This is a genomic window from Bacillus sp. CPT56D-587-MTF, assembly GCF_058792335.1.
Map to the genome: position 1 here is coordinate 2,326,342 of NZ_JBYTEF010000001.1, position 23,802 is coordinate 2,350,143.

Sequence of the window (23,802 nt, forward strand, 5' to 3'; positions counted from 1 at the left end):
TATATCAATTATATTCCTGCTATTACTTTCGATTAAGTAATACAGATAGTAGCACTTTCGGATGAAAAAGATGAAATGGACTACGAATTAAATTCATAACTCGTACTAACCGAATATAAACATCAGAATTACTTGCGGATAGTCGATATATTTGTTTCGTATACCATAGCTGAAATTTTTGTTTTGTAGTTAATTCTCTCTTTAGTTGCGGATGACGTGATATTTCCGTTGTTGTCATATCCCATGGGGTTTCTATTATAGTAGCTGCCTTTTTATAAAATTGTTGTGTAAATGTTTTATCAAGTTGTTTTCTACCTTGCAGAAGTAATTGCAACTGGTGAGCCTCCATAGCAGCAACTGATACGCCTTGGCCGAAAACGGGATCAAAACGACATTGCGCATCTCCAACAACTAATAAGCCTTCTGGTACATTATTCACTAAATCAAATCGCCGGCGTACTTGATAAGGAATTTTGTATGTCTTTATATCAGTAATTCCCTCAGCCTTGTTTAGGAAGTCTGTAACATTAGAAATTGATAGGTTTTCAGCAAAATCATAAAACTCATCATCTATTTGTGGTGCTTTCTCGTTTGCGTATCCACTGAAAGTAACAAAATAACGATTATCTTCTATCGTTTGAATAAGAACGCCATAAGGGTTATCAGGGAAACTCGGAGACATTAACATATTACAACAGTCTAATTTCTCATTTTCTTTAAGTTTGAACATTTTCGTTGCGTAAAATAAATCAATACGAACTTTCTCTTCTTGTACTTCAATTTCGTATTCTCGTAACCACTCTATACTCTTTGAGCCAAATCCACTCGCATCAACTACAAGGTCTGCACGAACTTCTTCTTGTATGTCTGTCTCTAAATATTTAACTTTTACTCCACACACTTTGTTAAGCTTTGCATCTACCAATAACCCTTTAACCAATGTTTCATATTTAATAGTAATATTTGAAATTTGATGTATTCGTTTTTGAATATGCCATTCTAGCAAAGGACGACTTTGTTGAATCATATGTACTTCCCCTATGAATGGCTGTTTCCATAAACCAAATTGATGCCATTTTAAATCACGAGTAAAGTTATTTACGATACTACCTGCTTCTATTAATTCATTCGTAATAGTAGGAAACAATTCTTCAATTGCGTTTTCTCCACCTTTTAATAACACGTGAGGATGATTACTTTGTGGAACTCTTTTTCTCGAAGACTTTCCATCCCACCTTTCACCAGCTTCTATAATGATTACTTCTTTAAAAGAAGTTGATAATGCTTTTGCTGCAAACTTTCCTGCTATACTTCCACCAATAACGATAGCCTTATTAAACATATTTTCCCCCTTAATAAAAAGAGATCCTGCCTTGTATGAATGAAACAGGATCTTAAACTAATTAACTTCTTTATCATTATACTTAAAATACATCAGTAAATTGCAACATTAAAATTAAAATACCTAATCCCCATACGTAATACGCGAATACTTTTAAAGAGTGACGTTTTAAATATTGAATCATCCATGAAACGGCTATGTATCCAAAAAATGCTGCTGATAACGTTCCGACAATTAAAGATGTACTAGAAATAGATTCTGCTTTCCCTTGAAAAACGTCTACAAATTGCAAAATGATAGCTCCAACAATGGCTGGTGTCGATAGTAAAAAAGAAAAGTAAGCAGCAGTTTCACGGTCTAATTTTCTCCATAATGCAGCGACAATTGTCATTCCAGAACGGGAAATGGCTGGAAAAATAGCAGCAGCTTGAAATGAACCGATAATTAATGCGTCTTTATATGTTATGTCATCCATTTTTTTACGACCATTCTTTTGTTTATCTGCCGCGTAAAGAAAGAATCCGGTCACTAAAAACTCCCAACCGATCGTGATTCCTGTTTTTGAAATATCTTCAAAGAAATCTTTAAACAATAAACCAATTACAACTGCGGGTATTGTCCCAACGATAAGTAATAACATGAGCTTTGAAAATGGGTTTTTAATTAAATATATAAATTCTTTTTTGTAATAAATAAAAACCGCAAGTAAAGTCCCAATATGCAGCATCGTATCTAAAAATAAGCCAGCCTCATCTAATCGGAACAAATGCCTTCCTAAATAAAGATGTCCGGTACTACTGATTGGTAAAAATTCTGTTAAACCTTGAATTATACCTAGTATGAAAGCTTCTAACCAATTCATGATGGTCTCCTTTCTCTTTTGCTTGTACCAATATATGAGGGTTAAATTTTCGATATGAAAAAAACTATATTTCTCTATGAATTTACTTTTTATTTATGGATATATATGTAAAGAGGGTTAAGGGGGGTTATTATGTGGAAGTACACAAAATTCGGTAATGTATTACTTTGGGTGGGCCCTATCCTTGTATTTTTAGGACTATGTATGACAAATGTTATTTCAGATATTCCTTTCTTTGAGGGAAAACATAAAACGGTTGGTATTGTACTTATATTTATAGGTGTAATCTGTTTTGTTGCTGCTAATCATTTGAAAAAAGGAGAAAGATATGAAGAATAAATCTAAATAAAAAACAATCCTGGCATATTAGCTAGGATTGCTTTTTATTAATGTTGATTATTTGTAGAATACTTTATCAACGTTATATTTCGCTTTGTATTCATTAATGATATATGTTTCGTAAATTTCTCTTTCTGTTGGATCTTCTACGATACATGCATCAATGCGGTATACTTCATCACGGTGATTTTTAATTGGTGAAACATTATCTTCAAAATGCTTCTTAATACGTTGTCTAATTTTACGAGCTTTACCTACGAAAAGAAGTTCGTCATTAATATTGTAAAACATAAAAATGCCGCCTTTATCTCTAGGGAACAAGTGGAAATCGATAAATCCATTAATTGGAGTAATGATTGGCTCGTCTCCTTTAATAACTTGTTTACGTTCAGTAATTGAAACATCAGCTTCAGGAATATTAATTTTAATCAAGTTCATTCACGTCCTCTTTTATTATAAAGATAAATAATAGCATACATAAGTAAGAAAAGCTATGTTCAGAGGCATATTTCATTTTATAATTCAAATATTATAGGTGTATCATGTAAACTTTTCTTCCAAATCATATGATCGCTGGATTCTCCCCAGTAATCTTTCAATACATAGCTAGGTTTTCCAAACTTTTTCGTCCATATACTTTGCGCATTTTTATATCCACTATCTAAACAATATTCTGTTATCCCTCTGCTAAGTAATGTAAGAAACATTGTATGTAGTAATAAACTCCCTATTCCCTTTCTCTGATACTCCGGAAGTATGAATACAGTTCCTATTTCATACAAATTTTTAAGTACACCACCTGTACAACTATTAATCAATGTACTTGCTGGACCGATTTCGATTGTTCCAATGATTTTATCGTTACTTGTATCAATTGCTAATAAAAAGTAACGACCTTCTCCGTTACTATCAAAATCACTTTTCAAATACTGCTTTTTTGAGTTAATTTCATTTTCTATGTCATCCAATGATTGTGACAATCCTTCATTTTTGTATGTATTCGTAATAACGATACGGAAAAATAAATATAGTTCATCTACATCATTCAAATTCGGTCTTCTAACTGCAACGTTAGTCATGAATTCAATCTCCAATCCTCATTATGCCATTGTCAATACAACACTTTATATAATCTATTCATCATTATTCTGCAAAAACCTGCATAAATCCAACAGTATAGAAAGCTCATTATAGATATTGATAAAATAATTTTTATATCCATAGTTGTATGAACAGCAGGACCAAGTACCGGAAAACGGAAAACATCGAGAACAATCATAATACCAATAATTAGACAAGTTGCTGAAAAGGAAACAATCCAAATTCTCCTCTTTAATTTTAAAAAGGATACTCCTAAGGCTAGACCTAATAAGCCTGTAGTAAAAGGAAAGACAATTAGTTCACTTGGCTCAATAATAAATAATAGAAAAATAGTAAGAATATAAGAAAGTATTCCCTCACGAATAGAATAGAAAATAGCAAAAAAAATCGGTAATGTCGAAAATGGACTAATGAGCAAACCTATACCAGGAACTAGGTTTCCTGCTGCTTGAAACATGGTGGCTAATGTACTCATCAAAGCTGTAAGTACTAACTTATTCGCAAGGGACAATTTTCTTTTATGAACAAAGCTCGTATCATGTTCTATCATCAGTTGATACCAATAACGTACAAACCAATTCATCAATATCTCCCCCTAAAGATGCCTCATTCATTACTTTCTATATTATTCATACACTAGTGGTTTATGAGCTGCTTTCTACTTGTTATGAATTACTATATAATAAAAGGCTTTTAGGGGGATAAATTGTGCGTTTTAAAACAAAATAAATTCCTTGGATTATTAAACTACGAGTGTATATCGTATCAGGGAATAATTTCAAAAATGGTACCTTTGTTAAAATCTGTTACTTTCATAGAACCGTAAACTCCTAAATATAATTTAGTTTGATTCAAATTTGTTCCTAAACTCATATAATAAGCTGCTTGCGTACCAAAATCATAATTGGTTTCAATAGCATGAAAGTCAGCATGTTTACCGTCTGTACCTGCTCTAGTATAGGCTAAAACACCCTTAACTGGCGGTCGAGAATCTTCTTTCTTAGCAAGGTCAGTAAACACTACGCTACCTGTTAAATTTGGAATTGCATTTCCCATATATGGCTGAACTCCTGTAAGGGAAGTTCCTCCAAACTTATCGGGTCTGGAATCTTGATGAAAATAACTAAGTAGAGGCAGAATACGCCTCGCTGAAGTTTGTATTGTTTCATCATAATAAGTCATTGTTCTTTCATCCAAAGTCTGATTTTCGGAACAATGCCGTATAAAAGAAGTAGGTAAATCCCCTTCCCATCCTCTCCAACCAAAATTGATAAACCCATCTTGATTGGGAGTGAGCCTCATAAAATGCATTTGAACAAGTTCTGTAACCGGTATAGGTTTATATTGAACAAATGAAAAAATAGACTCTACAATATTTTGTCCGACATTTCCGGCGTATTTGATATATTGATTATAAAACCTTTGAAATGAAATGCCGGTTATATTACGTACTCCTTTTGCAATTACTGTAAGTGTTTCTTGTATAGATAAAGGGAGTTCATTAAAGCGTGTAACTACAGGAGGGTTATTTATAAATGTATTTTTACTTACATCGATTTCAATTATTTTACCTGCTATTTCTAAATCATCTTGGCTTAAATTAAATGGATCATAACCTGATCCGCCATCTCCATTTGTAAAAACAAGTTTTCCAGTCTCAGGTGAAAAGTTTAAACTATTGACTCCGTTATGATTAAAAAATGGTCTTCTTACATTCAGTAATGTTCGTCGCTTTTGAGCTTGACCATTAGATTGTAAAGTCCATTCTTCTACTGTATCAATGTGATCATATTGCGTATTTCTATTAACCCACTTTAAATTTAACGTTTTAGGGTCACAAGGATTCGGTTTAAATTGCTCAGAAAATGCACCTGGTCCTTGAGTTCCAGCTACTGAATAATGAAGATAAAATAACCCATTTTGATAAAATTGTGGATGGAACGCAAGTCCAAGCAATCCGCGTTCATCATAACCGCTACTAGAAACACCTTCTTCAAATGTACCTAATTTAATAATTAGGTGACGAATATCTAAAAATATCTTTATAACTCCATTCCCTATGTAAAAAATCTCTCCTAATTGGGTTGCGATAAATAGTCTTTCGGTCGATTCGCCTGGAAGTATTGTTGTTTTCAATACGGTTGGTAAATTTATATTATGAACAATGGGTCGTAAACTAACTTTAACTTTTGTCAATTAACTGTACACCCCTTTTTCTTCTTTTTATAGAAGAATATGATTAGAGTAGTTTTGTTAGTATCAAATAAGTCGCATTCCTTTTTATTACAATTTTGTATACAATATAATTATAAATAATATGGGGGACGAACTATGATAATCGTACTACAAATCATCTTACCACTAATTTTCGCAGTCTATTTATTTACCCTCTATCATAACGGGACGTATGGATCAGCTTCATTCATTTTAGCAGTCATGATAGGAATTTTCGGTTTAGAGAATATTTTTCAATATGCTAGTCTAACAGATCATGCTATTTATCCATATTGGGGCAGTTTGAAGGCTGTTGTTATCGTTTTATCAGTCGTATTTCTATTTAAAAAAGGTGGTTTAACAGGAAAATATTGATTTGTAATGCGTTACATATTTTCTTGTTAAATTGCTTTTATTTTATAAAAGCAGAAATATTTATGTAAAAACACGAAGGGATGTGTTACATATGTCTATAAATATTATTTCAATAGTATCTATCATAATATGGATTTTGTTAATTACAGAACTTATAAAACCTTCAAAAGAACAGAATGGACGAAAAATAGTAACTTTAGTAACTGCTGGTTCCGCATCAACACTTATTTTGACGGTTTCATTTATTCAAAATATCCCGTTTTGGAATTGATAGTGATATAACTAACAAAAATATGTATAAATAAAAAGATTAGGATTCACTCCTAATCTTTTTATTTTTTGAGGTAACACCATATGCCCAGTAAGCTAAGATTTTAAGACACCCCCTTAACGAGAACTTTACATTTTCACAATTATTTATGAGAATTCGGCTCGTTTTTCCGTTTTGGGGAAGAATCAATTTCTTAAGTTGATGACGATGTGGATAGTATCCCAGGTATCACAAAATGATGTGAAAAATGACAAAACTGTAAGATAACGAACTATTTTGTAAGGGAAATCACTCGTTTCATTCGCCAATTTTTTCTATAGTAAGGATAAGAAGAAAACAAATAAGATGATATGAAAATGAGTGTTAATGAAGTAAAAGGTTTAACGAAATTTTATCAATCAAAAGGTGCGGTTGCGACAAATCTGATTTTTCTTTACAGGCTGTTCTTAATGAATTCATGAAATGGGATTGTACTTATATTGTAAGGAGTGGGACTATTGAAAACAGTACTATCGGTGCAACACCTAACGAAAGAAATCAAGGGCAAGTTGATTGTACAAGACATATCGTTCGATATGGTAGCGGGAGAAATTATTGGACTACTTGGTGCGAACGGAGCGGGCAAGACAACCACGATGAAGATGATAGTTGGTCTAAGCACAATAAGTGCCGGGGACGTGCAAATTGCAGGTTACAGTATTAAAAGTCAGTTTTCTAAAGCAATCCTCAATGTAGGGGCTGTGATTGAAGCACCTGCATTCTATCCTTATTTGAGTGGGTATGAAAATTTACGACAATATCAGCGTTTGCACAAAAATGCAAGTAAGGACTGGTTGCTGGAGGTAGCCAGTCTAACCGGCATAGAACATGCGCTTGATCAGCGAGTAGGCACGTATTCCATGGGAATGAAACAACGCTTGGGAATTGCACAAGCACTACTGCGAAAGCCAAAGTTGCTTGTGTTAGATGAGCCGATGAATGCACTTGATCCTGCTGGTGTCCGTGAAACCCGGAACTATTTAAATAGAATTGCGACAGATTTGGGCGTAGCAATTGTGATTTCCAGTCATCAACTGTCTGAGATTGAGCAGATGGCACGTCGAGTGGTTATTATGCAGAATGGCTGCTTAGTGACAGAGCAAAGGATTGATGATGGCTTAAATGATGGGAAATTCTGTATCACTCTTCACATTGATAATGTTGAGCTTACAAGCGAAGTTTTGGTTAACTTGTTTGGGGAAGATCATCATGCATTGGATTATATGCAGACAGAGAAATTATCTAACGGTGTGCATACTATAACAGTAGCTATTGATGAAGGGCAAGTTCCAATGTTGATTCGAGCATTGTGTGCTGCCGGGGTGGAAGTTCATCGGGTGTTGTCGACACATACGAGTTTAGAGGATAAGTTTTTAAAATGGACAACTGCGCGTGGTGAGGTGAGTTAAGTTGTTATGGAATGAATGTTTGAAGATAGTGAATAAAAGAATCTTTATTCTTTCACACATTGGTTTTATTGTGATGACGGTACTTGTTATCTTGGGCATACACCAGTGATCTCAAGGCTGATGATACGGTGGCTCAAATAGTAAATGCTTTGCTTGGCCTATCGGGAATGCTTGTTATTCTACCTTGGGCGATTGTTTTGTCACCTCTTATTTGGACGGATGAGTATCAATATGGAACTTTGAAACAACTGTTCCTGCATACGTCCTCGCGCTCACGGTTGTATGTTGCAAAAATTGCTGCGATGATTTTGCTCATCATTACGGGTATTGTTAATATATGCATTGTTTCTTTGTTAGCGAATCTTCTGATGGCTCCCCAAAACATACAATGGGGCGACATGACGGATGTTATATATTCTATTGGAGCAATCGCATTGCAATGTTGCCTATATGCAAGTCTAGCATCCTTGATTGGCGTGTGGACGAGATCAGCTGCTATCGCAGTAGGCAGTAGCTTAGTGCTATACTTTTTACAAATGATATTTGGAGGTAGTCTCTTATCTACATCATGGACACACATTCTATTCATTCATCATGATGATTTAAGTGTCTATTGGAGCACGTCACAATATAAATCGGAATTAGTTGGCTTACTTATGTCGTTAGCGATAGATATCACCTATATTTTGTTTTTCTTTGCAATTGGATTATGGATGTTCGTCAAAGAGAGAGGAGCAGACTAAACATAACACGGAGCTAAAAATGAGCAAAATAGAATACAGTTATGTCGCTTATACCAATACTCGGGATAAGGATATGGAAGATAAAATAATGAATGTGAAACAATGATAAGTGATAAGTGATTACGCTAGTCTAGTTAACCAGCAGCAATCTAGTACTTTATTTTTTGTCAAAGACTACCGCTGATTTTACATTAAAGTCAATAATTGAAAAGTTAGAGAAAAAGAATAAAGAGTTTGAAGAAGAAAATAAAGCCTACTGATTACTTCATGAAGTTATAAAATTAGTACCGTACATATTAGACATATCTGAAATATACGGTACTAATTTTACTATTGATTCACTTATCTAACTTAAAGATAAGTATGTGGTCCTTTTACAATTTGAATTTCTTTTTAAGCTTCTTATATTTTCTATACGAACGTCTAACAATGTTTAACATAAAATACGGTATTTTAACCGGGAAAGGTAATTTATATATGAAAGGAAAATAAAAGGTGAAATATGCCTTTTCTAGGTCTCTCCACTTACTATCTTCTTTTGTTTTTAAGAAATCAGATACATCGACTACATATCCCCTTCCTTTTTCCATCATCACATTTTTCCCGTGAACATCACAAGGAGTTAACCCTTGTTCCCTCGCATACTCTAAAGCCTCATTAATATCAAGTATTACTTGCTTAGGAATTTTAATACCCTTATGAATAGCATCGTATAAGGTAATTTCTTTTAAACGTTTCAATACTATGAAATTTTCTCCTTTATATATAAGCTTTGAATAAGAAGGATGATTTCCAATTCTTCGGTATACTTCTGACTCTTTTTCAATTCCTTCTCCTTCTCGCACGTAAACTTTCACTACCCAATCTTTGTATTCTCTGTGCATGAATACTGCGGCATAATTACCTGTTCCTAAACACTTCCAAAGTCTAGGAATATCTTTAACTACTACAGGCTCGAATTCATCCTCACTTCTGATACTTACCTCTTTTAATAATTCGTCATTTATCAATCCCACAAAACTATTTATACTCATCATTCCCACTCCGGTTTTGCTAAAAGGGGGCCCACCCACATTTTAACGAAAATATACACTAAGCGAATTTTAGCATAAAACGAGTCATCTTTCTTCTTAAAATAAAAAGCTAACTCGTTTTATTTAAACTGTTGAATACTTAATATTTATTCCGTTATTCATAGCCAAAAACCGTACGATATAAAAATATTTCTAATTATTTTCATTTTTTCAGAGTCAACTGTATAGGGCTTTTCTTAGTACAAGTTCTCTTCGTTCATTACCCATGCCAAATCTATAAAACATTGTTTAGAAGTGTAGCAAGGGGTTGTTAATGACTCAATTCTTGTTCCACTACTATTTTTGTTAGCTAACAATTTCATTGTTTTAATAGTCTTTTGTTTAATTCCCACAATGCTGTTTTGTTGCTATCCCATTTCAAAAGCGTTACTGCTTCCTCAAAGCATAACCATTTATAATTGAAGTGTTCTTTAGATAATGATATGTTTTTTGTAGGGACTTTAACTCCAAAAGAAAATTCTTTTATTACATAAACCTCTTCTCCCCAAAGGAATCCTCCAACTACATCTTCTACTGATAGTGAAGACACAGAATCTAATTGTATATATGGACATTCTCTTGTAATACCAGCCTCTTCAAATGCTTCCCGTTTTGCTGATTCAATAGGAACCTCACCGTCTTCTCCGCCGCCAGCTATTCCTTGCCAATAACCATAATCACTTCGGTTAAAAATGGCATATTGAATAGAATCGGCAGTTTTTATATAAGGAAATATCAATACTTGATATGGCGCTCTCATTACTTAACCTCCTTCGAAAATACGTTTTAAATCAATATGAATAAAGAGCCGCCATCACAATTCTACATTATTAATGCAGGTTTATAATGTCGGCCCTCTATTTTTAAATAATTTTATTTTTCATAAACAGGCTTACTCTTAACAGAGGAAAAACTACTTATTCTCTGTCAAATTTGTTTAGCATGGTTTTTCCTAAATGTTAGCAGTACCCTATATTATTCAATTGCGCCAGCAACATCATAATCATTTAAATCTAATTCAATCGTTTGTCCGAGCGCTAGTTTAGCAAGTTCCGCTCCTAAATATGGACCAGCTGTTAAACCCGAAGCTCCTAATCCATTCGCAACGAGAATTCCTTCAAAGTTAGGTAGCGGTCCGATAACAGGTAAGAATCCTGGTGTAAATGGTCTGAATCCAACTCTCGTTTCAAGCATTGTAGCATTTTCTAAGCCAGGTGCAACTGTTAATGCCTTATGAAATACTTCATGTAAACCACCTGCTGTTACACGATGATCGAAACCAGTATCATTCTCATGTGTTGCACCAATTACGACACGCCCATTGTCAAACGTTAAAATATATTGATCGTTCGGTGGCATAACAACTGGCATATTTTCTGTTGCTGTATTCTCGATTTGCAGATGAACAATTTGTCCTTTTTGGAATGTAACTAAGAAATTAATTCCTAATGGTTTCAAGATTTCATTCGCCCATGCGCCTGCAGTTACAATAACCTTTTCCGCTAAAATTGTTTCATCGTTTACTGTAACTCCCGTAATATGATTTCCTTCACGGACTAATATAGCATCGCCTTTTATGAAAGTTGCACCATGTTTTTTCGCAGCACTTATTAATGCATTGCGTAATAATCTTCCATTTACTCGTGCAGCACCACTAATATGAACAGAACTATATTCGTCTGATAATGCTGGGAATAATTTTTTTGTTTCTTCAGCTGATAAGCGAGTTATTTCACCAATCTCCGGGGCATCTTCACGTCGTTTATAAGCTCGCTCTTCCATTTGATCTAACTTTTTCTCGTCAGTATGTAAACTAATTGCACCTACACGATTATATCCTGTGTCAGTTTCACCGTCTTCTTCTAATTGCTGAATTAACGAAGAATAGTAACGTGCACCACCTTTAACGATTTTATACCATGCTTTATTACGACGCTGTGATAGCCATGGACATACAATACCTGCTCCTGCATCAGTTGCTTGCCCTAATTGTTGGCGATCCACGATAGTAACATTCGCACCTGCCTTAGCAAGATGATAAGCAGTAGACGCTCCTAAAATTCCAGATCCAACTACAATATATGATTTCATTTCAAACACCTTTTCTCTTTTGCTAATTATATAAATATAAGAACATTCCTTAGTATAATGGAAGGAATGCTTTTTTCAATGTACTCATCACAATTAATTGTTGCAGCATTGTGACTTCCTTAATCATTATTTTTTCTTCTTACGGAATAATTCAATTGTTTTATAGCCTTGTGAAAGGATTTCTATCATTTTCTCTAGACGTTTTTCACGTGTTTTTTCTTGTTTCACAGAAAAAAGATTACGTGCCCAATCTTTTTGGTATCCAGGCGTTAAACTTTGATAAAACTTAAGTTCATTCGGATGATTAGCTAATAATGCTTCAACATCTTTAATTCGATCTGCATAATCGGCAACACATTGACTCATAGCAGATGTTTTTGTTGTTTTTTTCTTTTCACGTTTTAAACCAACAACAGTAAAGACTTCATCCATACTTACCATTCGTGCAAATTTAATATCGCTTTCTCCCACATAACCATCTTCTCCAACGTTTAATGCCGGAAACATCTCATCACGGTGAATAAACGTACTATAACGAGCATTACCTTTTTTCGGATATGCGAAGAATACGTAACCTTTTTCAATTAGTAATTCTTCATTACTAATAATAAAATTCGTTTGTTTCACCATTTCATCAAGCGTTTCTACAAATATAAAGATAGCATCGTGTTCTTTTGAGAATGCAGTTTCTTTACCTGTAAAAATGTCATAATCACTTGGTTCGTTAATAACGACCATATTTGTATACTTATTAAGTTTCAATTTATCAATAACTGACATAATAATCTTCCTTTACATTCAAAATTCATTTTACATACTTTTTCGTACTGTTCTAGTGTATTATATGTATTAAGAAAATCAAACTTTAAATCGTATTATTCTGCTGCAAAAGAACATAATTCTTTACTAGATGGGGTGGTTTTATGCCATATGTAATCCGAGATGAAGGGCTAGTTTTACAAGGGGATGATGGAAAAGAACCAATTTTTCATACATATGAAGAAGCTGAGGAAACATTAACTATACCGCAGTTTCCGAAACATATTAGAAGAAAACCATTTACACCAAAAATAATAAAGATAGCCGCTTCTGAATAAGAACCGGCTATCTTTATTATTCATAACTTAATAGCAAATAAAGTATATAAAAACTCTTTATATTGATCTTCTGTAATTTCACGCTTAGTTTTTTCCCCATGAATAATTTCGGTTAAACTTGTATTCGTTAATGAAATATGGCCAGAGTTCGTCAACTTTACTGCAATTGGTCCTTTATTAAAAATAGACTTCTCATCTTCTATCACTCTTCTTTGAACATCATTTACTACTATCTCATCAATAATATGTTTATAAAAAGCATGACAAACTTTCCATTCTCCAGCAGCATCTATTCTTTCTAAAACATAATTTCCTTTATTCGTATCTTTCCGTCTCACCCGGTACGAACCATTTTTTGAAGAAACCGACTCGCCAGTAAAAGGTACAGGAACAAGAGGTACTAACGAAGCTATACCTATATCAATTAAATACTGTACATTATCATAAGTTAAAATAATTGTTATATGGCCATCCTCAAGTGCCCATGCATTTATATCGTTTTTATACACCGTACCTAATGCCAGTTGTACATCATAGCCACAGTCTCTTAAGAAATAGTAAAAAAGAGTATTTAATTCGTAGCAAAGTCCACCACGGGAACTAGTTAAAATTTTCTCTCGTAAGTTTTCCAGAGAGATTTGATTCGTATTTCGTGCTATAACATCTAAATTCTCAAATGGTATAGTATGCGCAAACGAAAAGAGTATGGTAGGTAATTCTTCAAACGTTACATCATTACGTTTTTTAAGATTTAATCTTGTGAAAAGCTGATCTTGTAAACTTGTCATATTTAGCACCCCTTAAAAATTTATAAGTTTAAATAATATATGCTGATTGTAAATTTTAAGGGGCACTGTAACAATGTACATTTCATTTAACTGTACCGGTACAAAAATTACGATTCACGAGGTAAATTAATAGAAGGCGTCATTACAAATGTCTTTTCTGTAATTGCTTCTTTTTGTGGCAAATCAAAAGCTACGAATATAAATTTAATAGTTTATCTATAGGCAAATTATTACTATCACTTAAATCAACAAAATATTGAAGTTGCCACGTTTGGCTCTTTTTAGCTTGATTACTAACAGTGGTATCCCAAACAGGATAAATCCTCATTGCCATTTTCCCTGTTTGACTTTGTGTTCTCAATATTTTTTCTTTAAGAAGAATCTCTTTAGGAAAAATAAATTGCCCTAGTTTATTATCAGCAATACAAGTGATTACTAATAAATCAGGAGCAGCTTCATAAGAGAAAGCTCTATTTCGCATATTTTCATCTTTCTCCCAAAAAGAAACAAATTGACCAATTTTATTAGGTGTAACTTTTGATTTTCTAAAACGAATGGTTTTGTTATTTAAGTGGAATAAACATCCGGCATATTCTGCGTTTTGCTTTTCTTCTTTTAGATTCGTAATCATTAAGTTGTTAGGTTTGTAAACTATATTATTTAAATTTTGGATTATAATATTAAAATTGTTCAAAAAAACTCCCCCTTTATTCATCTCTTAGTTTACCACAAACATCAGTTCTTCTATATCGTATATAATTATGAACTAAGTGAAATGGGGGAATTTAGCAGGATATAATTATTACTTTAATGTACTTAGTTTTTCAATTGCTTGTTGTTCAGTTGCTAAGTAAAAAATGTCATTTCCTTTATTACATTCATAAATAAAATCTTTTAAGCTTTTACTAGTATACATAGAGAAATCTCCAACAATAGCAATCTTTACCTTATAGTTTATAAACTTTTGAAGGATATCACCCGCAAGCCGTGTTTTTAGGTCAAAGAAATCTTCACTTATTAAAGATTTATGGATAATAATATGTTTCGCATCTACCTCATTTTGAACTGTTGCCATAGTATCTAATGCAGACTGAACATCCGATATTAATACCTTATCGTTTCTAATGACCGCAATATTGATTCCATCGATTACTACTTTCTTTATTTCCATAGTCCCACCTGTACAGAGATAATAAAGTTGTTTAATTTACAATAAAGTCATTTAAAAAATAATATAGTAGTTTAAAAATCCTTCTTCTACTAACGAGGCAGGTTAGTGGAAGAAATAGCAAGTGGGTTTAACTAGGAGAAGTGTCTTCTGTTTTTTAAATTAAGGATATCGATAAATTAAGATTTATTTACTTAACATTGTACTTATTTTCGGACCGAGGCATCTAATCGGTGAGTATATACAAACCAAGTAATGCTTGCTGTTAATAATGTTGACGAAATTAAAGCTGTAAGAACACTATATGTTTGCCAAATAAGTATCGTTGACCAATCGAAGGCAAAAAACATTATACACTGGGCAATAGTAGCGATTAGGAAAATAATTGTTACGATTGTTCTCTTTTTTGTCATTGGCTGCTGCTCATTCGTTTTCCCTTTTCTTAATCCTAAGAAAAATAACAGAACGGCTAATAGGCAAAGAATAATTGTGGTAGACGACAAAATGATGTCCAAAAGCTGTGTGCCACTTATCTCATATGACTGAGTTAGATTGCCGTTTAATATATTTTTAACTTGTAGTACCAGGTTTATATTGGTATTTGCGCCGTTGCTCAGTAAGCAGATGGCTGTTCTTTCATTTGGCAGTATGGCTACTTTGGTACTAAAATTTGGATTACCCCCAGTGTGTTCTATAAACGTTTGTTCGACGTTTACCGACCAACCTGCCGCATAATACATATCATTGACAGCCGAAACAGACATATCACCTCTATGTGATTTTTCGATGGCCCTGTGAAATATTTCGGGTATGTCCTGCACGATACCCATCTGTATGCCCATCCAACGCGCCATATCTTTTGTATTAGAAATGATATAGCCGGCAGGTTTATTCCCGGTATAATACGGAGCGTTAAATGGAGTTGTTATAAAAAAGGAAGAACGGTAACCCTGTGCTAACTGTCCAGTGGCTTGAGCATCTTCTTTATAAACATACGTCTGGTGAAGACCTAAGGGTAGAAATACTTGCTCCTTCATAAAGTCTTCATAGCTTTGTCGTGATACAATCTCAATAACCAAACCCAATACGTCATAATTAACGGTTCCATAGTTATATTGTTCACCAGGAGAGAACGCCAATTCTGCATCTACCAGCGTTTCCACAGTCTTTTGCAACATATCAGGCGTATTACCTTGTGGAATATTTTGAAGATGTCTAATATTTGTTAGGCCGCTGGTATGGTGAAGAAAGTTATTTAGTGTAAGGTTTTGCATATCAACAGGTTTACCTTGATACTTTAACGTAAACCAAGGTAAATATTTTTGGATAGGGTCAGTCATTGATAGCAGCCCTTGCTCTTCCAATAGCAAAATCCCCATACCAGTAAAAGCTTTACTCACCGAGGCCAACTCATAGAGTGTATTTTCACTTGCAGACAGTCCCTTTTCAAGATCTGCATACCCAGAAGAAAAGTAGAACACTTCACCATCAGCAAGTATTGAGAGTGACATTCCAGGCACACCTGACGTACGACAGGCATCATCTAGCAATGCTTGTATTGCCACAGATTTCGAATCTGACAACGCATAACTTTGTGTTGCGAATCCTGAGAATAATATAAATATCGTTAATACAAAAACAATAGTCTTTTTCATACACTCTCCTTTCTGAAGAATTATAAGGGTATAAATAACTTATTTTTATAACTATAAACTAAATTCTGATTTATATTTCTATTTATCTATATAATATCAAATAATTGTGAAGAGTTACACTTAAACTAACGGGGGCGTTAGTTTAATAAGAAGTAAACAACTTTATTATTCATTTTTTAAGCATTACATAAGCAGATGGATATAATTTGAAACAACTTTAAAGAGCCTTGCTGCATATAGAATGTAGTAAGGCTCTTATCTTTTTTAATCAAAATTCAATAACTTTATTATCACTATACACCACCCCTTTATAATTTACACAGTATGAGTAAAATTGTTTTACAAAACTTCGTATTAATCATAGATTAAATTAGCCACAGCTATTAAAATCGCCTCTATTTTTTGTTGTAAATATCTATTTTTTATTACTAATACGGTCAATGAAATTAATGATAGTTTCTCTTTTTTATATTTTTTAATATATATGGGATTACTTTTACTTGTTATAAAAATATTGTGGAGTAACATAACTTAACAAACTATCCAAAGTGTTAATCTCGGCATATGGTTGTATTTTGGTAGTATTCTTGATTTTCTGAGGGTTAAACCACACACCTTTTATATTTGCATTTTGAGGACCAGCAATATCCTTTTCTAAGTCATCCCCAACAAATAAAGTATTTTCCGGTTGTAAATTTAACTTATTTAATGCTAGTTCGAATATACGTTTATCAGGTTTACTAAATCCCACTTCTTCAGAAATAATGATTGTTTCAAAATACTTATTTAAATTCGTGTTAAATATTTTAGCTTTTTGCCTCTGAGTTGAGCCATTTGTTATAATTCCAACTTTACAGTGCTTCTTTATTTGATTTAAGAAATGAATAGTATTTTGGTCTATTGAAAAACATCTAGGGAAATTATTATTCCAAAAATCTTGGATGTAATTGCGTGGCAATCTATACCTTGGCGTGAATTCATCAAACAATGATTCTAAAACTGTCGTTTTATTACTTATGCCATATTCTCTTTTATCGTATTCTTTGAATTTCTGTAACATGTTGCTTTTAGCCGCACCATCTACATTTTCATAACACTTTTCTAAAACAATTAAAAATAATGCCTCTACTGCTTTATCCCTATCAAGTAATGTATCATCTAAATCAAACAGCATCGCTTTATAACCCATCAAATCATTTCACAACCTTTCTATATTTCCTAGTAATCATCAAAAGTAATCAAAAAACAATTCATATCAAAGAACTCATAATAGAACGATATTCTAAGAGTTAAATCAAAAATCCTTCTTCTGTTTGTTAATTGATGTGAAAGTACACGATTTCAACTAAGGTAGTAGGTGAATTTTTTAATTGTAATTTCTAATTTTCAGATTAATTCGAAGGTATTTTGTGATAAGCTGTACTTAAAGATTAAATATAAAGGATGATTCATATGCAAATAAGACCAAAGGTAAGTGAATATAACTCCTATTATGCAACGTATACCAACTTGGTATCAGACGGAAATATCATATATATTCTAGAACAACAAATGAAGGAAACAAATCTTTTATTAAAGGGAATTTCTGATAGTGAGGGACTTTTTCGATACGCTCCTACTAAATGGAGTATAAAAGAAGTAATCGGCCATATTGCAGATACAGAACGTATTATGGCATATCGCTTGTTATCTATTGCTCGAGGCGAGACAGCGGAACTTCCAGGCTATAACGATGATATGTATGTTCTTAAAGCTGCTTTTGATAAGCAATCTATGCAAGATCTTCTTGAGAATTTAATAGTTGTTCGCCAATCTACCCTGTATTTACTTAGAAGCTTAGATAAAGAAGCTTGGTCACAAAGAGGAAATGCGAATAATTCTGAAGTTACAGTTCGTGCATTAGCATACATCATTGCTGGTCATGAGCTTCATCATCTTCAAATTATAAAAGAACGTTACCTTGGTTCTGATGTATATCCAGCAACTTAATGTTTGAAGAAAAAGAGTCCTATTTATGTAGGGCTCTTTTTCAGAATTTATAACGGATTAGCGCTTAGAACCATGGCAATTAAATGTCTTTATTTATAAAATTCACCACATAATATATATGTTATCCCCTCTTATTCTGTACATAATTTTATTTAGGCTGATATACTATAAACACAATAGTTCTGGAAAGGTGATGATATTATGTATGAACAACAAAATAATAGAGATAGAGATCAAAAAATGATGTTTTCTATGCAAGGAGTTCCCACAAATAAAATTAATATACATCAATTACCTAAATGGATTAGAGTTTTTGGCTATTGTGCGTTTGGTTGGATGATAGTATTTAGTTTAATTATGATTGTAGGTTTAATTCTGCAATAACTATACAGAGTAGGTAAACGGGACGATATTTAGGTCATACATCTAGGTAATGTCCCGTTTTTTATGTGTGATTATCCCATGATATAAGTAACCGATTATAATAAAAAGAACCTGTAGAATATCTTACAAGTTCTTTTTCAAATATTATTAAAACGGGAACAACAAACTATTTTAACATTCAGTACAGGGAGACCATTTTGATTATGGCTTGATTTTATGATAAATCAAATTTCACCTGTTCAAGAAAAGCTAGAAAACAAATTCAAAAACGCAGTCGTTGTTGAATATTGGTAAGAAGTTAGTCAATTTAAGGAACTTATAGAAAAAAGAGAGGTTAAGATTGATTTAATGTATGTAACATAAAAAATATATTTATTATATAATTTCCACACAATAAGTATAGAGAACCTATTTGTGAATATCTATATGGGAATTTAAGTTGTTCCTCATAGAAATTACATCTTTTAATACGAAAAGAAGCAAGTTAACATTCTTTTATATGGATAAGAATATTAACTTGCTTCTTAAATTTTAGTATAAATTATTTATTGTAAGCTTTATAATATAATATGCAAATTTATCACCTATTTTTATAATTCAAGCACCTACTATTAGGAAAAGAGAATATTTCCTAATTAATTTAAAACATAAATTTTGTCTATGTTTTAAACAATATGTACTTTGGAGGAGGTTAATTTGATTTTTTCAAAACTCATTGATCGGTACGCCTTATATGATTTACACAAAAAAAGAAGTGTAGCGTTTCAGTTTACTTCCCTTTCTAACACTTCATTAAATATAAAGGACATAGAATCTTTTTATAAAGTAAAACCATCACATATTCATTTTGACATTAAGCATTCAAAGCAGGAAAATGAATACATGCTTGGACAATTCAACTATAAAAGCTCGGTTCAATCCGGTGATTCACGCAACGACTCTGTAACTGGGGAATTATTCTTACATGAAAATGAAAATGCACCTCATGTTATCTTTGTTCACGGTTGGAGAATGGATTCTAACGAACGTGTGAAAAAAATATTCCACAATCATATGACCACCCTGAAGTGGAATATGTATTATTTCACTCTACCCTATCATTTTGAAAGAAAACCCGATCAATCCCTATTCAGTGGAGAATATATGGTAAGTGCAAATATTGATCGAACAGTACAAGCAACTAGACAAGCGGTAGCTGATTTACGAGCTTTGATTAAATGGATTAAAGCAAACAAAAATGGTCCCCTGATTCTAATAGGGATTAGTTTAGGCGGATTTATTACTAACTTAACCTCTCTTGTTGAAGAAGAAATTGATGTGTTAGCATCCATTTTCTATGCAAATCGACTTTCTTATTCTATTTGGAATACAATTCCGGGTAAATTTATTAGAGAAGACTTGGAACATCATGGTGTTACGTATGATGATTTAATAGATTATTGGAAAATCACTGAACCGAGTCAAGCATTGCCAAAAGTAAAAAAAGAAAATATTTTATTAATTTCAGGTAAGCATGATCTATATGTGCATTCTGAGGATACAGACTACTTGTGGGAATCTTGGGAAAGACCTACACGATATATTTATACATGTGGGCATGCTGGGATAGTTCTTAAACGTAAAAAAATTGCAGCTGATACTATTAATTTTATTCAAAATCGATTGAACTCCCCGCACTTATCTAATGTCGTGCCTTAAATCGCGAGATTACTAAGCACATAATCTTATACTTGTAATGTTTCATTTTAACCAATTACATATATAAATCATTGTCATGCTAATCCATACACAATAAAAAAATGAAAGATCCCCTAATGAAACATTAAAAAGGGAAGAACCTTAATGAGTTCTTCTCTTTTTGTTTGTTCTTTATTGAATTGTAATTTAATTACAGTATGTGAAATTATGCTATATTAATTTTAAAAGCGAAGTAAAGGTTGTTTTTACTTCGCTTTTTCATTTGCAATCCTTATTAACTTTGCTCAATTCAGTATTTATTTCTACACTCTTCGCTTTTATTTAATCGTTTTTTCTGATTTTAAAACAATGGAACTTAATGCAGGAACTTTAATTTTATTGTCATGGACAACATAAAGTGGTTTACTTCCCGCCTGCTCGCCATCTACTAGTACTTTCCAAGGCCCTTTCGATGGAAGTGTTATTTCAACAGCTTCTCTATTTGCATTGTGAGCCACTGTAAAGTATTCATGTTTATTCCCCTCTATTATATAAGCTACAGTATTTTTTGGAGCATCAATAAATGATACGTGTGTTTTTATTTGCTCTGCAGATGTCATTCGAAAAGCTGAGTACTTTTTGCGTAATTCTATTAAACCCTTCATATAATCTACTTCATTATTAAACGTTGCACGGCGCAGCCAATCCATCTGGTTAATTGAGTCTGGAGATTTGTAACTATTATGATCACCGTATTTCGTCCGCATAAACTCTTGCCCTGCATGTAAAAATGGAATACCTTGTGATGTTAATAAAATCGAAGAAGACAATTTGTGCATTTGTTTTCGCACTTCTTCGTTATCACCTGAATTAGTCAACTCAAGTTTATCCCATAATGTATGATTGTCATGCGCTTCCACATAAGTTAGCACCTGCTCTGGATCTTGATAGGTAGACGAATTTGTATCGTAGTCAATACCTGCCGTAATACCTTTTTTAATACGATCTTCCATGTTTTGCTTTCCATTTATAAAACCATTTTCTTTCTCCTCAAATACACTACCTTTTAACCCATCACGTATATTATCGTTAAAATGAGCAATCCCTTTCATTTTCTCTGCATTTTTTTGATTTGCTTTCAACTCAGCTGCAAGAGGTGTATTTAAATCCCATCCTTCTCCGTGTAGTATAATAGAAGGGTCAATTTGATTAACAGCTTTACGTATTTCATTCATCGTTTCATAATCATGAATACCCATTAAATCAAAACGGAATCCATCTAAATTGTATTCTTTTGCCCAATATGTGACGGAATCTATCATAAATTTCCTCATCATTTTTCTTTCTGAAGCAGTATCATTTCCTACTCCAGTTCCATTTGCAAATGTTCCATCTTCATTGTAACGATAATAATAACCTGGAACTAACTTATGGAAATTAGATTCAGCAGCGTTATACATATGGTTATATACTACATCCATCACCACTCGAAGATTATTATCATGTAGTGTTTGAACCATTTGCTTTAATTCAGTTATTCGCACAGTCGGCTCATAAGGATTTGTAGAATAGGAGCCTTCTGGAACATTGAAATTTTTAGGATCATATCCCCAGTTATATTGTGGTTCATTTAAAGTCTCTTCATTTACAGAAGCATAATCAAATATCGGTAAAAACTGAACGTGAGTAACACCAAGATCCTTTATATGATCAAGTCCTGTTTTTACACCTTCTGGCCCTTTTGTTCCTTTTTCTGTTACACCTAAATACTTCCCTTTCTGTTTAATACCACTTTCAGGTTGAATGGAAAGATCGCGTACATGTAACTCATAAATAATAGCATCTTCCGGATTTTTAAATTTTGGCTTTTTGTTTGCTTTCCATTTTTTCGGATTTGTTTCTTCTAAATTAACGACTGCACCTTTATCCCCATTTACAGAAGCAGCACGCACATATGGATCAACCGCTTCAGTCCACTTATCACCAATTTTGACCTTATACGTATAAAAGAGCCCTTTTTGGTTCCCTTTTAGTTCTGCTGTCCAAGTTCCCTTTTCACCTTGTTGCATGTTTATTTCAGTACCTATTTTATCGTTCCATTTTTTATATGTAACTAACTTCGCTTCGCTTGCAGTAGGAGCCCATAAACGGAACTTTGTATGTTGCGGAGTATATGTATTTCCTAAATCGTTACCACCATAATAAAATAAATTATCAAATTCTTCGCTACGAATGACTTTACCAATTTCAGTATTCGTATCAGCTAAGTTTTCTATTTTAACTTTGTATGTTTGTTTTAAATCAATTTTCTGTTCCGTAATTATTTTGACCTTATTAGTAATATCGCCACTGTTTATATCATAAGGAGTAATATTCTTAATTTTAATGCCTTCAATTTCAATTTTCTTTTCCTTAATATGAAACGGGACATTAGTCGTTACAGTAATTTCATGGAAACTATCAATAGTTGCTTTTTGAATTGAGAGATCCGATGAAGGCTTAGAGTTATATACTTTTTCATCACCCGAAAGGATCCATACTTCAGCACGACCGTCCTTTATATTTTCAATCCAACGATCCCCACCATCTTTTTCCCATTCATTTGCTCGAACTATAAATCCTACACGATTATAGTCACCGTCTATTTTTATCTTAGCGTATTTTCCAAATTCATCTTCACCAGTAAATTGATAAGATGTACCATTTGCATTTTCTCCCCATAACCAAAGATTCCAGTCTTTTGTATTTCCAAGCTTTTCTTTGTAATGAATGATAATTTCAGTTGTTTTCGAATTTGAAACTGCCTTCACACTCTGAAAGGAGAAAACAGATGATAACATAACGATTAAAGTAAGTAATAAAACTGTTTTGTTAATTAATCTTTTTGTAATTTGCATCACATACACCCTTTCTTCAAATATTACTAACGATTTATTATGCTTACACTGAATAACACTGCTTAAATTAATCTAGAAATCTCTTTTACTTCACCTCCATATCGGCTATTTTCACGTATGTATTTCAATGACCTTTTAATACGAAAACGTTTGCATTAGTACTTAAAAAAATAGATTTGTTTATGCCTTCATATATTTGTAAATACTAAAAGATCAGGGAAAACATTTTAAAGCAATCGTTTGTTATCGCTTTCATTTTATAGACTTTCTATCAAGAGGTCAATATAT

The 23,802-nt window shown here is 32.9% G+C and carries 24 protein-coding genes and 1 pseudogene; 9 read left to right on the plus strand and 16 right to left on the minus strand.

Annotation, left to right across the window (positions count from 1 at the left end):
- Positions 1-22: 22 nt before the first annotated feature.
- Both AC3WVZ_RS11860 and AC3WVZ_RS11865 read right to left on the minus strand, forming a co-directional pair.
- Positions 23-1,342 carry an FAD-dependent oxidoreductase gene (locus AC3WVZ_RS11860; RefSeq protein WP_233936390.1) on the minus strand — a complete coding sequence of 440 codons (1,320 nt, stop codon included), beginning with the start codon at positions 1,340-1,342 and terminating at the stop codon, positions 23-25.
- A gap of 82 nt (positions 1,343-1,424) precedes the next feature.
- A complete protein-coding gene (locus tag AC3WVZ_RS11865; RefSeq protein WP_063220377.1) occupies positions 1,425-2,204 on the minus strand; it encodes an undecaprenyl-diphosphate phosphatase in 780 nt (259 codons plus the stop codon).
- Positions 2,205-2,336: 132 nt separating this feature from the next.
- Here AC3WVZ_RS11865 and AC3WVZ_RS11870 point away from each other — a divergent pair, with 132 nt between their 5' ends.
- Positions 2,337-2,543 carry a hypothetical protein gene (locus tag AC3WVZ_RS11870; RefSeq protein WP_000266125.1) on the plus strand — a complete coding sequence of 69 codons (207 nt, stop codon included), beginning with the start codon at positions 2,337-2,339 and terminating at the stop codon, positions 2,541-2,543.
- A gap of 57 nt (positions 2,544-2,600) precedes the next feature.
- Here AC3WVZ_RS11870 and AC3WVZ_RS11875 read toward each other — a convergent pair whose 3' ends face one another.
- The 4 genes from AC3WVZ_RS11875 to AC3WVZ_RS11890 form a co-directional block, all read right to left on the minus strand.
- On the minus strand, positions 2,601-2,981 hold the full coding sequence (locus AC3WVZ_RS11875; RefSeq protein ID WP_001048941.1) for a nucleotide excision repair endonuclease: 381 nt from the start codon (positions 2,979-2,981) through the stop codon (positions 2,601-2,603).
- A gap of 77 nt (positions 2,982-3,058) precedes the next feature.
- The gene (locus AC3WVZ_RS11880; RefSeq protein ID WP_000185966.1) at positions 3,059-3,622 is read right to left on the minus strand and encodes a GNAT family N-acetyltransferase; all 564 of its coding nucleotides are present in this window, start codon (positions 3,620-3,622) and stop codon (positions 3,059-3,061) included.
- A 32-nt stretch (positions 3,623-3,654) separates the two neighbouring features.
- On the minus strand, positions 3,655-4,227 hold the full coding sequence (locus tag AC3WVZ_RS11885) for a YybS family protein (RefSeq protein ID WP_001103998.1): 573 nt from the start codon (positions 4,225-4,227) through the stop codon (positions 3,655-3,657).
- A gap of 182 nt (positions 4,228-4,409) precedes the next feature.
- The gene (locus AC3WVZ_RS11890) at positions 4,410-5,840 is read right to left on the minus strand and encodes a PQQ-dependent sugar dehydrogenase (RefSeq protein ID WP_000169994.1); all 1,431 of its coding nucleotides are present in this window, start codon (positions 5,838-5,840) and stop codon (positions 4,410-4,412) included.
- Between the two features lie 135 nt (positions 5,841-5,975).
- Between AC3WVZ_RS11890 and AC3WVZ_RS11895 the strand changes: the two genes are divergently transcribed.
- From AC3WVZ_RS11895 to AC3WVZ_RS11910, 4 genes and pseudogenes are all read left to right on the plus strand, one after another.
- Positions 5,976-6,233, plus strand: coding sequence for a hypothetical protein (locus tag AC3WVZ_RS11895; RefSeq protein WP_000587696.1), 258 nt, complete (start codon positions 5,976-5,978; stop codon positions 6,231-6,233).
- A gap of 91 nt (positions 6,234-6,324) precedes the next feature.
- Positions 6,325-6,504, plus strand: coding sequence for a hypothetical protein (locus tag AC3WVZ_RS11900; RefSeq protein WP_000026314.1), 180 nt, complete (start codon positions 6,325-6,327; stop codon positions 6,502-6,504).
- A gap of 497 nt (positions 6,505-7,001) precedes the next feature.
- Positions 7,002-7,952 (plus strand): ABC transporter ATP-binding protein, encoded by a 951-nt coding sequence (locus tag AC3WVZ_RS11905; RefSeq protein ID WP_000859759.1) that lies wholly within the window; start codon positions 7,002-7,004, stop codon positions 7,950-7,952.
- A gap of 1 nt (position 7,953) precedes the next feature.
- Positions 7,954-8,695 (plus strand): annotated as a pseudogene (locus AC3WVZ_RS11910) (ABC transporter permease).
- Positions 8,696-9,069: 374 nt separating this feature from the next.
- Here AC3WVZ_RS11910 and AC3WVZ_RS11915 read toward each other — a convergent pair.
- The 4 genes from AC3WVZ_RS11915 to AC3WVZ_RS11930 form a co-directional block, all read right to left on the minus strand.
- Positions 9,070-9,729, minus strand: a complete 660-nt coding sequence (locus tag AC3WVZ_RS11915; RefSeq protein WP_000026539.1) for a protein kinase family protein — start codon at positions 9,727-9,729, stop codon at positions 9,070-9,072.
- A gap of 358 nt (positions 9,730-10,087) precedes the next feature.
- On the minus strand, positions 10,088-10,528 hold the full coding sequence (locus tag AC3WVZ_RS11920; RefSeq protein WP_233936392.1) for an NUDIX hydrolase: 441 nt from the start codon (positions 10,526-10,528) through the stop codon (positions 10,088-10,090).
- A gap of 215 nt (positions 10,529-10,743) precedes the next feature.
- The gene (locus tag AC3WVZ_RS11925; protein WP_033696296.1) at positions 10,744-11,859 is read right to left on the minus strand and encodes an NAD(P)/FAD-dependent oxidoreductase; all 1,116 of its coding nucleotides are present in this window, start codon (positions 11,857-11,859) and stop codon (positions 10,744-10,746) included.
- Positions 11,860-11,985: 126 nt separating this feature from the next.
- Positions 11,986-12,639 (minus strand): YdeI/OmpD-associated family protein, encoded by a 654-nt coding sequence (locus AC3WVZ_RS11930; protein WP_000110844.1) that lies wholly within the window; start codon positions 12,637-12,639, stop codon positions 11,986-11,988.
- Between the two features lie 143 nt (positions 12,640-12,782).
- On the opposite strand from AC3WVZ_RS11930, the gene AC3WVZ_RS11935 reads away from it, so the two are divergent.
- Positions 12,783-12,956 carry a hypothetical protein gene (locus AC3WVZ_RS11935; protein ID WP_176265164.1) on the plus strand — a complete coding sequence of 58 codons (174 nt, stop codon included), beginning with the start codon at positions 12,783-12,785 and terminating at the stop codon, positions 12,954-12,956.
- A gap of 20 nt (positions 12,957-12,976) precedes the next feature.
- Here the strand turns inward: AC3WVZ_RS11935 and AC3WVZ_RS11940 are convergent, their stop codons facing one another.
- The 5 genes from AC3WVZ_RS11940 to AC3WVZ_RS11960 all read right to left on the minus strand — a co-directional run bounded on the left by AC3WVZ_RS11940 (position 12,977) and on the right by AC3WVZ_RS11960 (position 17,756).
- Positions 12,977-13,744 carry an arylamine N-acetyltransferase family protein gene (locus tag AC3WVZ_RS11940; protein ID WP_000202746.1) on the minus strand — a complete coding sequence of 256 codons (768 nt, stop codon included), beginning with the start codon at positions 13,742-13,744 and terminating at the stop codon, positions 12,977-12,979.
- 190 nt (positions 13,745-13,934) lie between these two features.
- A complete protein-coding gene (locus AC3WVZ_RS11945) occupies positions 13,935-14,438 on the minus strand; it encodes a MepB family protein (RefSeq protein WP_001058786.1) in 504 nt (167 codons plus the stop codon).
- A 108-nt stretch (positions 14,439-14,546) separates the two neighbouring features.
- On the minus strand, positions 14,547-14,915 hold the full coding sequence (locus AC3WVZ_RS11950) for a DUF4180 domain-containing protein (RefSeq protein WP_000403456.1): 369 nt from the start codon (positions 14,913-14,915) through the stop codon (positions 14,547-14,549).
- A 203-nt stretch (positions 14,916-15,118) separates the two neighbouring features.
- A complete protein-coding gene (locus AC3WVZ_RS11955; RefSeq protein WP_000751391.1) occupies positions 15,119-16,567 on the minus strand; it encodes a serine hydrolase domain-containing protein in 1,449 nt (482 codons plus the stop codon).
- A 496-nt stretch (positions 16,568-17,063) separates the two neighbouring features.
- Complete coding sequence (locus AC3WVZ_RS11960; RefSeq protein ID WP_000540712.1) at positions 17,064-17,756, minus strand: HAD family hydrolase; 693 nt, start codon at positions 17,754-17,756, stop codon at positions 17,064-17,066.
- Positions 17,757-18,019: 263 nt separating this feature from the next.
- On the opposite strand from AC3WVZ_RS11960, the gene AC3WVZ_RS11965 reads away from it, so the two are divergent.
- The 3 genes from AC3WVZ_RS11965 to AC3WVZ_RS11975 all read left to right on the plus strand — a co-directional run bounded on the left by AC3WVZ_RS11965 (position 18,020) and on the right by AC3WVZ_RS11975 (position 20,638).
- Entirely contained in the window at positions 18,020-18,556 is a 537-nt protein-coding gene (locus AC3WVZ_RS11965) for a DinB family protein (RefSeq protein WP_001167131.1), read from the plus strand.
- A 201-nt stretch (positions 18,557-18,757) separates the two neighbouring features.
- Positions 18,758-18,940 (plus strand): hypothetical protein, encoded by a 183-nt coding sequence (locus AC3WVZ_RS11970; protein WP_233936393.1) that lies wholly within the window; start codon positions 18,758-18,760, stop codon positions 18,938-18,940.
- 696 nt (positions 18,941-19,636) lie between these two features.
- Positions 19,637-20,638 carry an alpha/beta hydrolase gene (locus AC3WVZ_RS11975; RefSeq protein WP_000577697.1) on the plus strand — a complete coding sequence of 334 codons (1,002 nt, stop codon included), beginning with the start codon at positions 19,637-19,639 and terminating at the stop codon, positions 20,636-20,638.
- 317 nt (positions 20,639-20,955) lie between these two features.
- Here the strand turns inward: AC3WVZ_RS11975 and pulA are convergent, their stop codons facing one another.
- Entirely contained in the window at positions 20,956-23,514 is a 2,559-nt protein-coding gene (gene pulA / locus AC3WVZ_RS11980; protein ID WP_233936395.1) for a type I pullulanase, read from the minus strand.
- Between the last annotated feature and the right edge of the window lie 288 nt (positions 23,515-23,802).

Bases quoted from the DNA above. Each gene is read 5' to 3' on its own strand.
- AC3WVZ_RS11915 (WP_000026539.1), bottom strand. From the start codon at position 9,729: ATGAGTATAAATAGTTTTGTGGGATTGATAAATGACGAATTATTAAAA.
- AC3WVZ_RS11955 (WP_000751391.1), bottom strand. From the start codon at position 16,567: ATGAAAAAGACTATTGTTTTTGTATTAACGATATTTATATTATTCTCA.
- AC3WVZ_RS11875 (WP_001048941.1), bottom strand. From the start codon at position 2,981: ATGAACTTGATTAAAATTAATATTCCTGAAGCTGATGTTTCAATTACT.
- pulA (WP_233936395.1), bottom strand. From the start codon at position 23,514: ATGCAAATTACAAAAAGATTAATTAACAAAACAGTTTTATTACTTACT.
- AC3WVZ_RS11900 (WP_000026314.1), top strand. From the start codon at position 6,325: ATGTCTATAAATATTATTTCAATAGTATCTATCATAATATGGATTTTG.
- AC3WVZ_RS11970 (WP_233936393.1), top strand. From the start codon at position 18,758: ATGTATGAACAACAAAATAATAGAGATAGAGATCAAAAAATGATGTTT.
- AC3WVZ_RS11920 (WP_233936392.1), bottom strand. From the start codon at position 10,528: ATGAGAGCGCCATATCAAGTATTGATATTTCCTTATATAAAAACTGCC.
- AC3WVZ_RS11925 (WP_033696296.1), bottom strand. From the start codon at position 11,859: ATGAAATCATATATTGTAGTTGGATCTGGAATTTTAGGAGCGTCTACT.
- AC3WVZ_RS11965 (WP_001167131.1), top strand. From the start codon at position 18,020: ATGCAAATAAGACCAAAGGTAAGTGAATATAACTCCTATTATGCAACG.
- AC3WVZ_RS11895 (WP_000587696.1), top strand. From the start codon at position 5,976: ATGATAATCGTACTACAAATCATCTTACCACTAATTTTCGCAGTCTAT.
- AC3WVZ_RS11880 (WP_000185966.1), bottom strand. From the start codon at position 3,622: ATGACTAACGTTGCAGTTAGAAGACCGAATTTGAATGATGTAGATGAA.
- AC3WVZ_RS11940 (WP_000202746.1), bottom strand. From the start codon at position 13,744: ATGACAAGTTTACAAGATCAGCTTTTCACAAGATTAAATCTTAAAAAA.
- AC3WVZ_RS11950 (WP_000403456.1), bottom strand. From the start codon at position 14,915: ATGGAAATAAAGAAAGTAGTAATCGATGGAATCAATATTGCGGTCATT.
- AC3WVZ_RS11935 (WP_176265164.1), top strand. From the start codon at position 12,783: ATGCCATATGTAATCCGAGATGAAGGGCTAGTTTTACAAGGGGATGAT.
- AC3WVZ_RS11960 (WP_000540712.1), bottom strand. From the start codon at position 17,756: ATGGGTTATAAAGCGATGCTGTTTGATTTAGATGATACATTACTTGAT.
- AC3WVZ_RS11860 (WP_233936390.1), bottom strand. From the start codon at position 1,342: ATGTTTAATAAGGCTATCGTTATTGGTGGAAGTATAGCAGGAAAGTTT.
- AC3WVZ_RS11930 (WP_000110844.1), bottom strand. From the start codon at position 12,639: ATGTCAGTTATTGATAAATTGAAACTTAATAAGTATACAAATATGGTC.
- AC3WVZ_RS11865 (WP_063220377.1), bottom strand. From the start codon at position 2,204: ATGAATTGGTTAGAAGCTTTCATACTAGGTATAATTCAAGGTTTAACA.
- AC3WVZ_RS11885 (WP_001103998.1), bottom strand. From the start codon at position 4,227: ATGAATTGGTTTGTACGTTATTGGTATCAACTGATGATAGAACATGAT.
- AC3WVZ_RS11870 (WP_000266125.1), top strand. From the start codon at position 2,337: ATGTGGAAGTACACAAAATTCGGTAATGTATTACTTTGGGTGGGCCCT.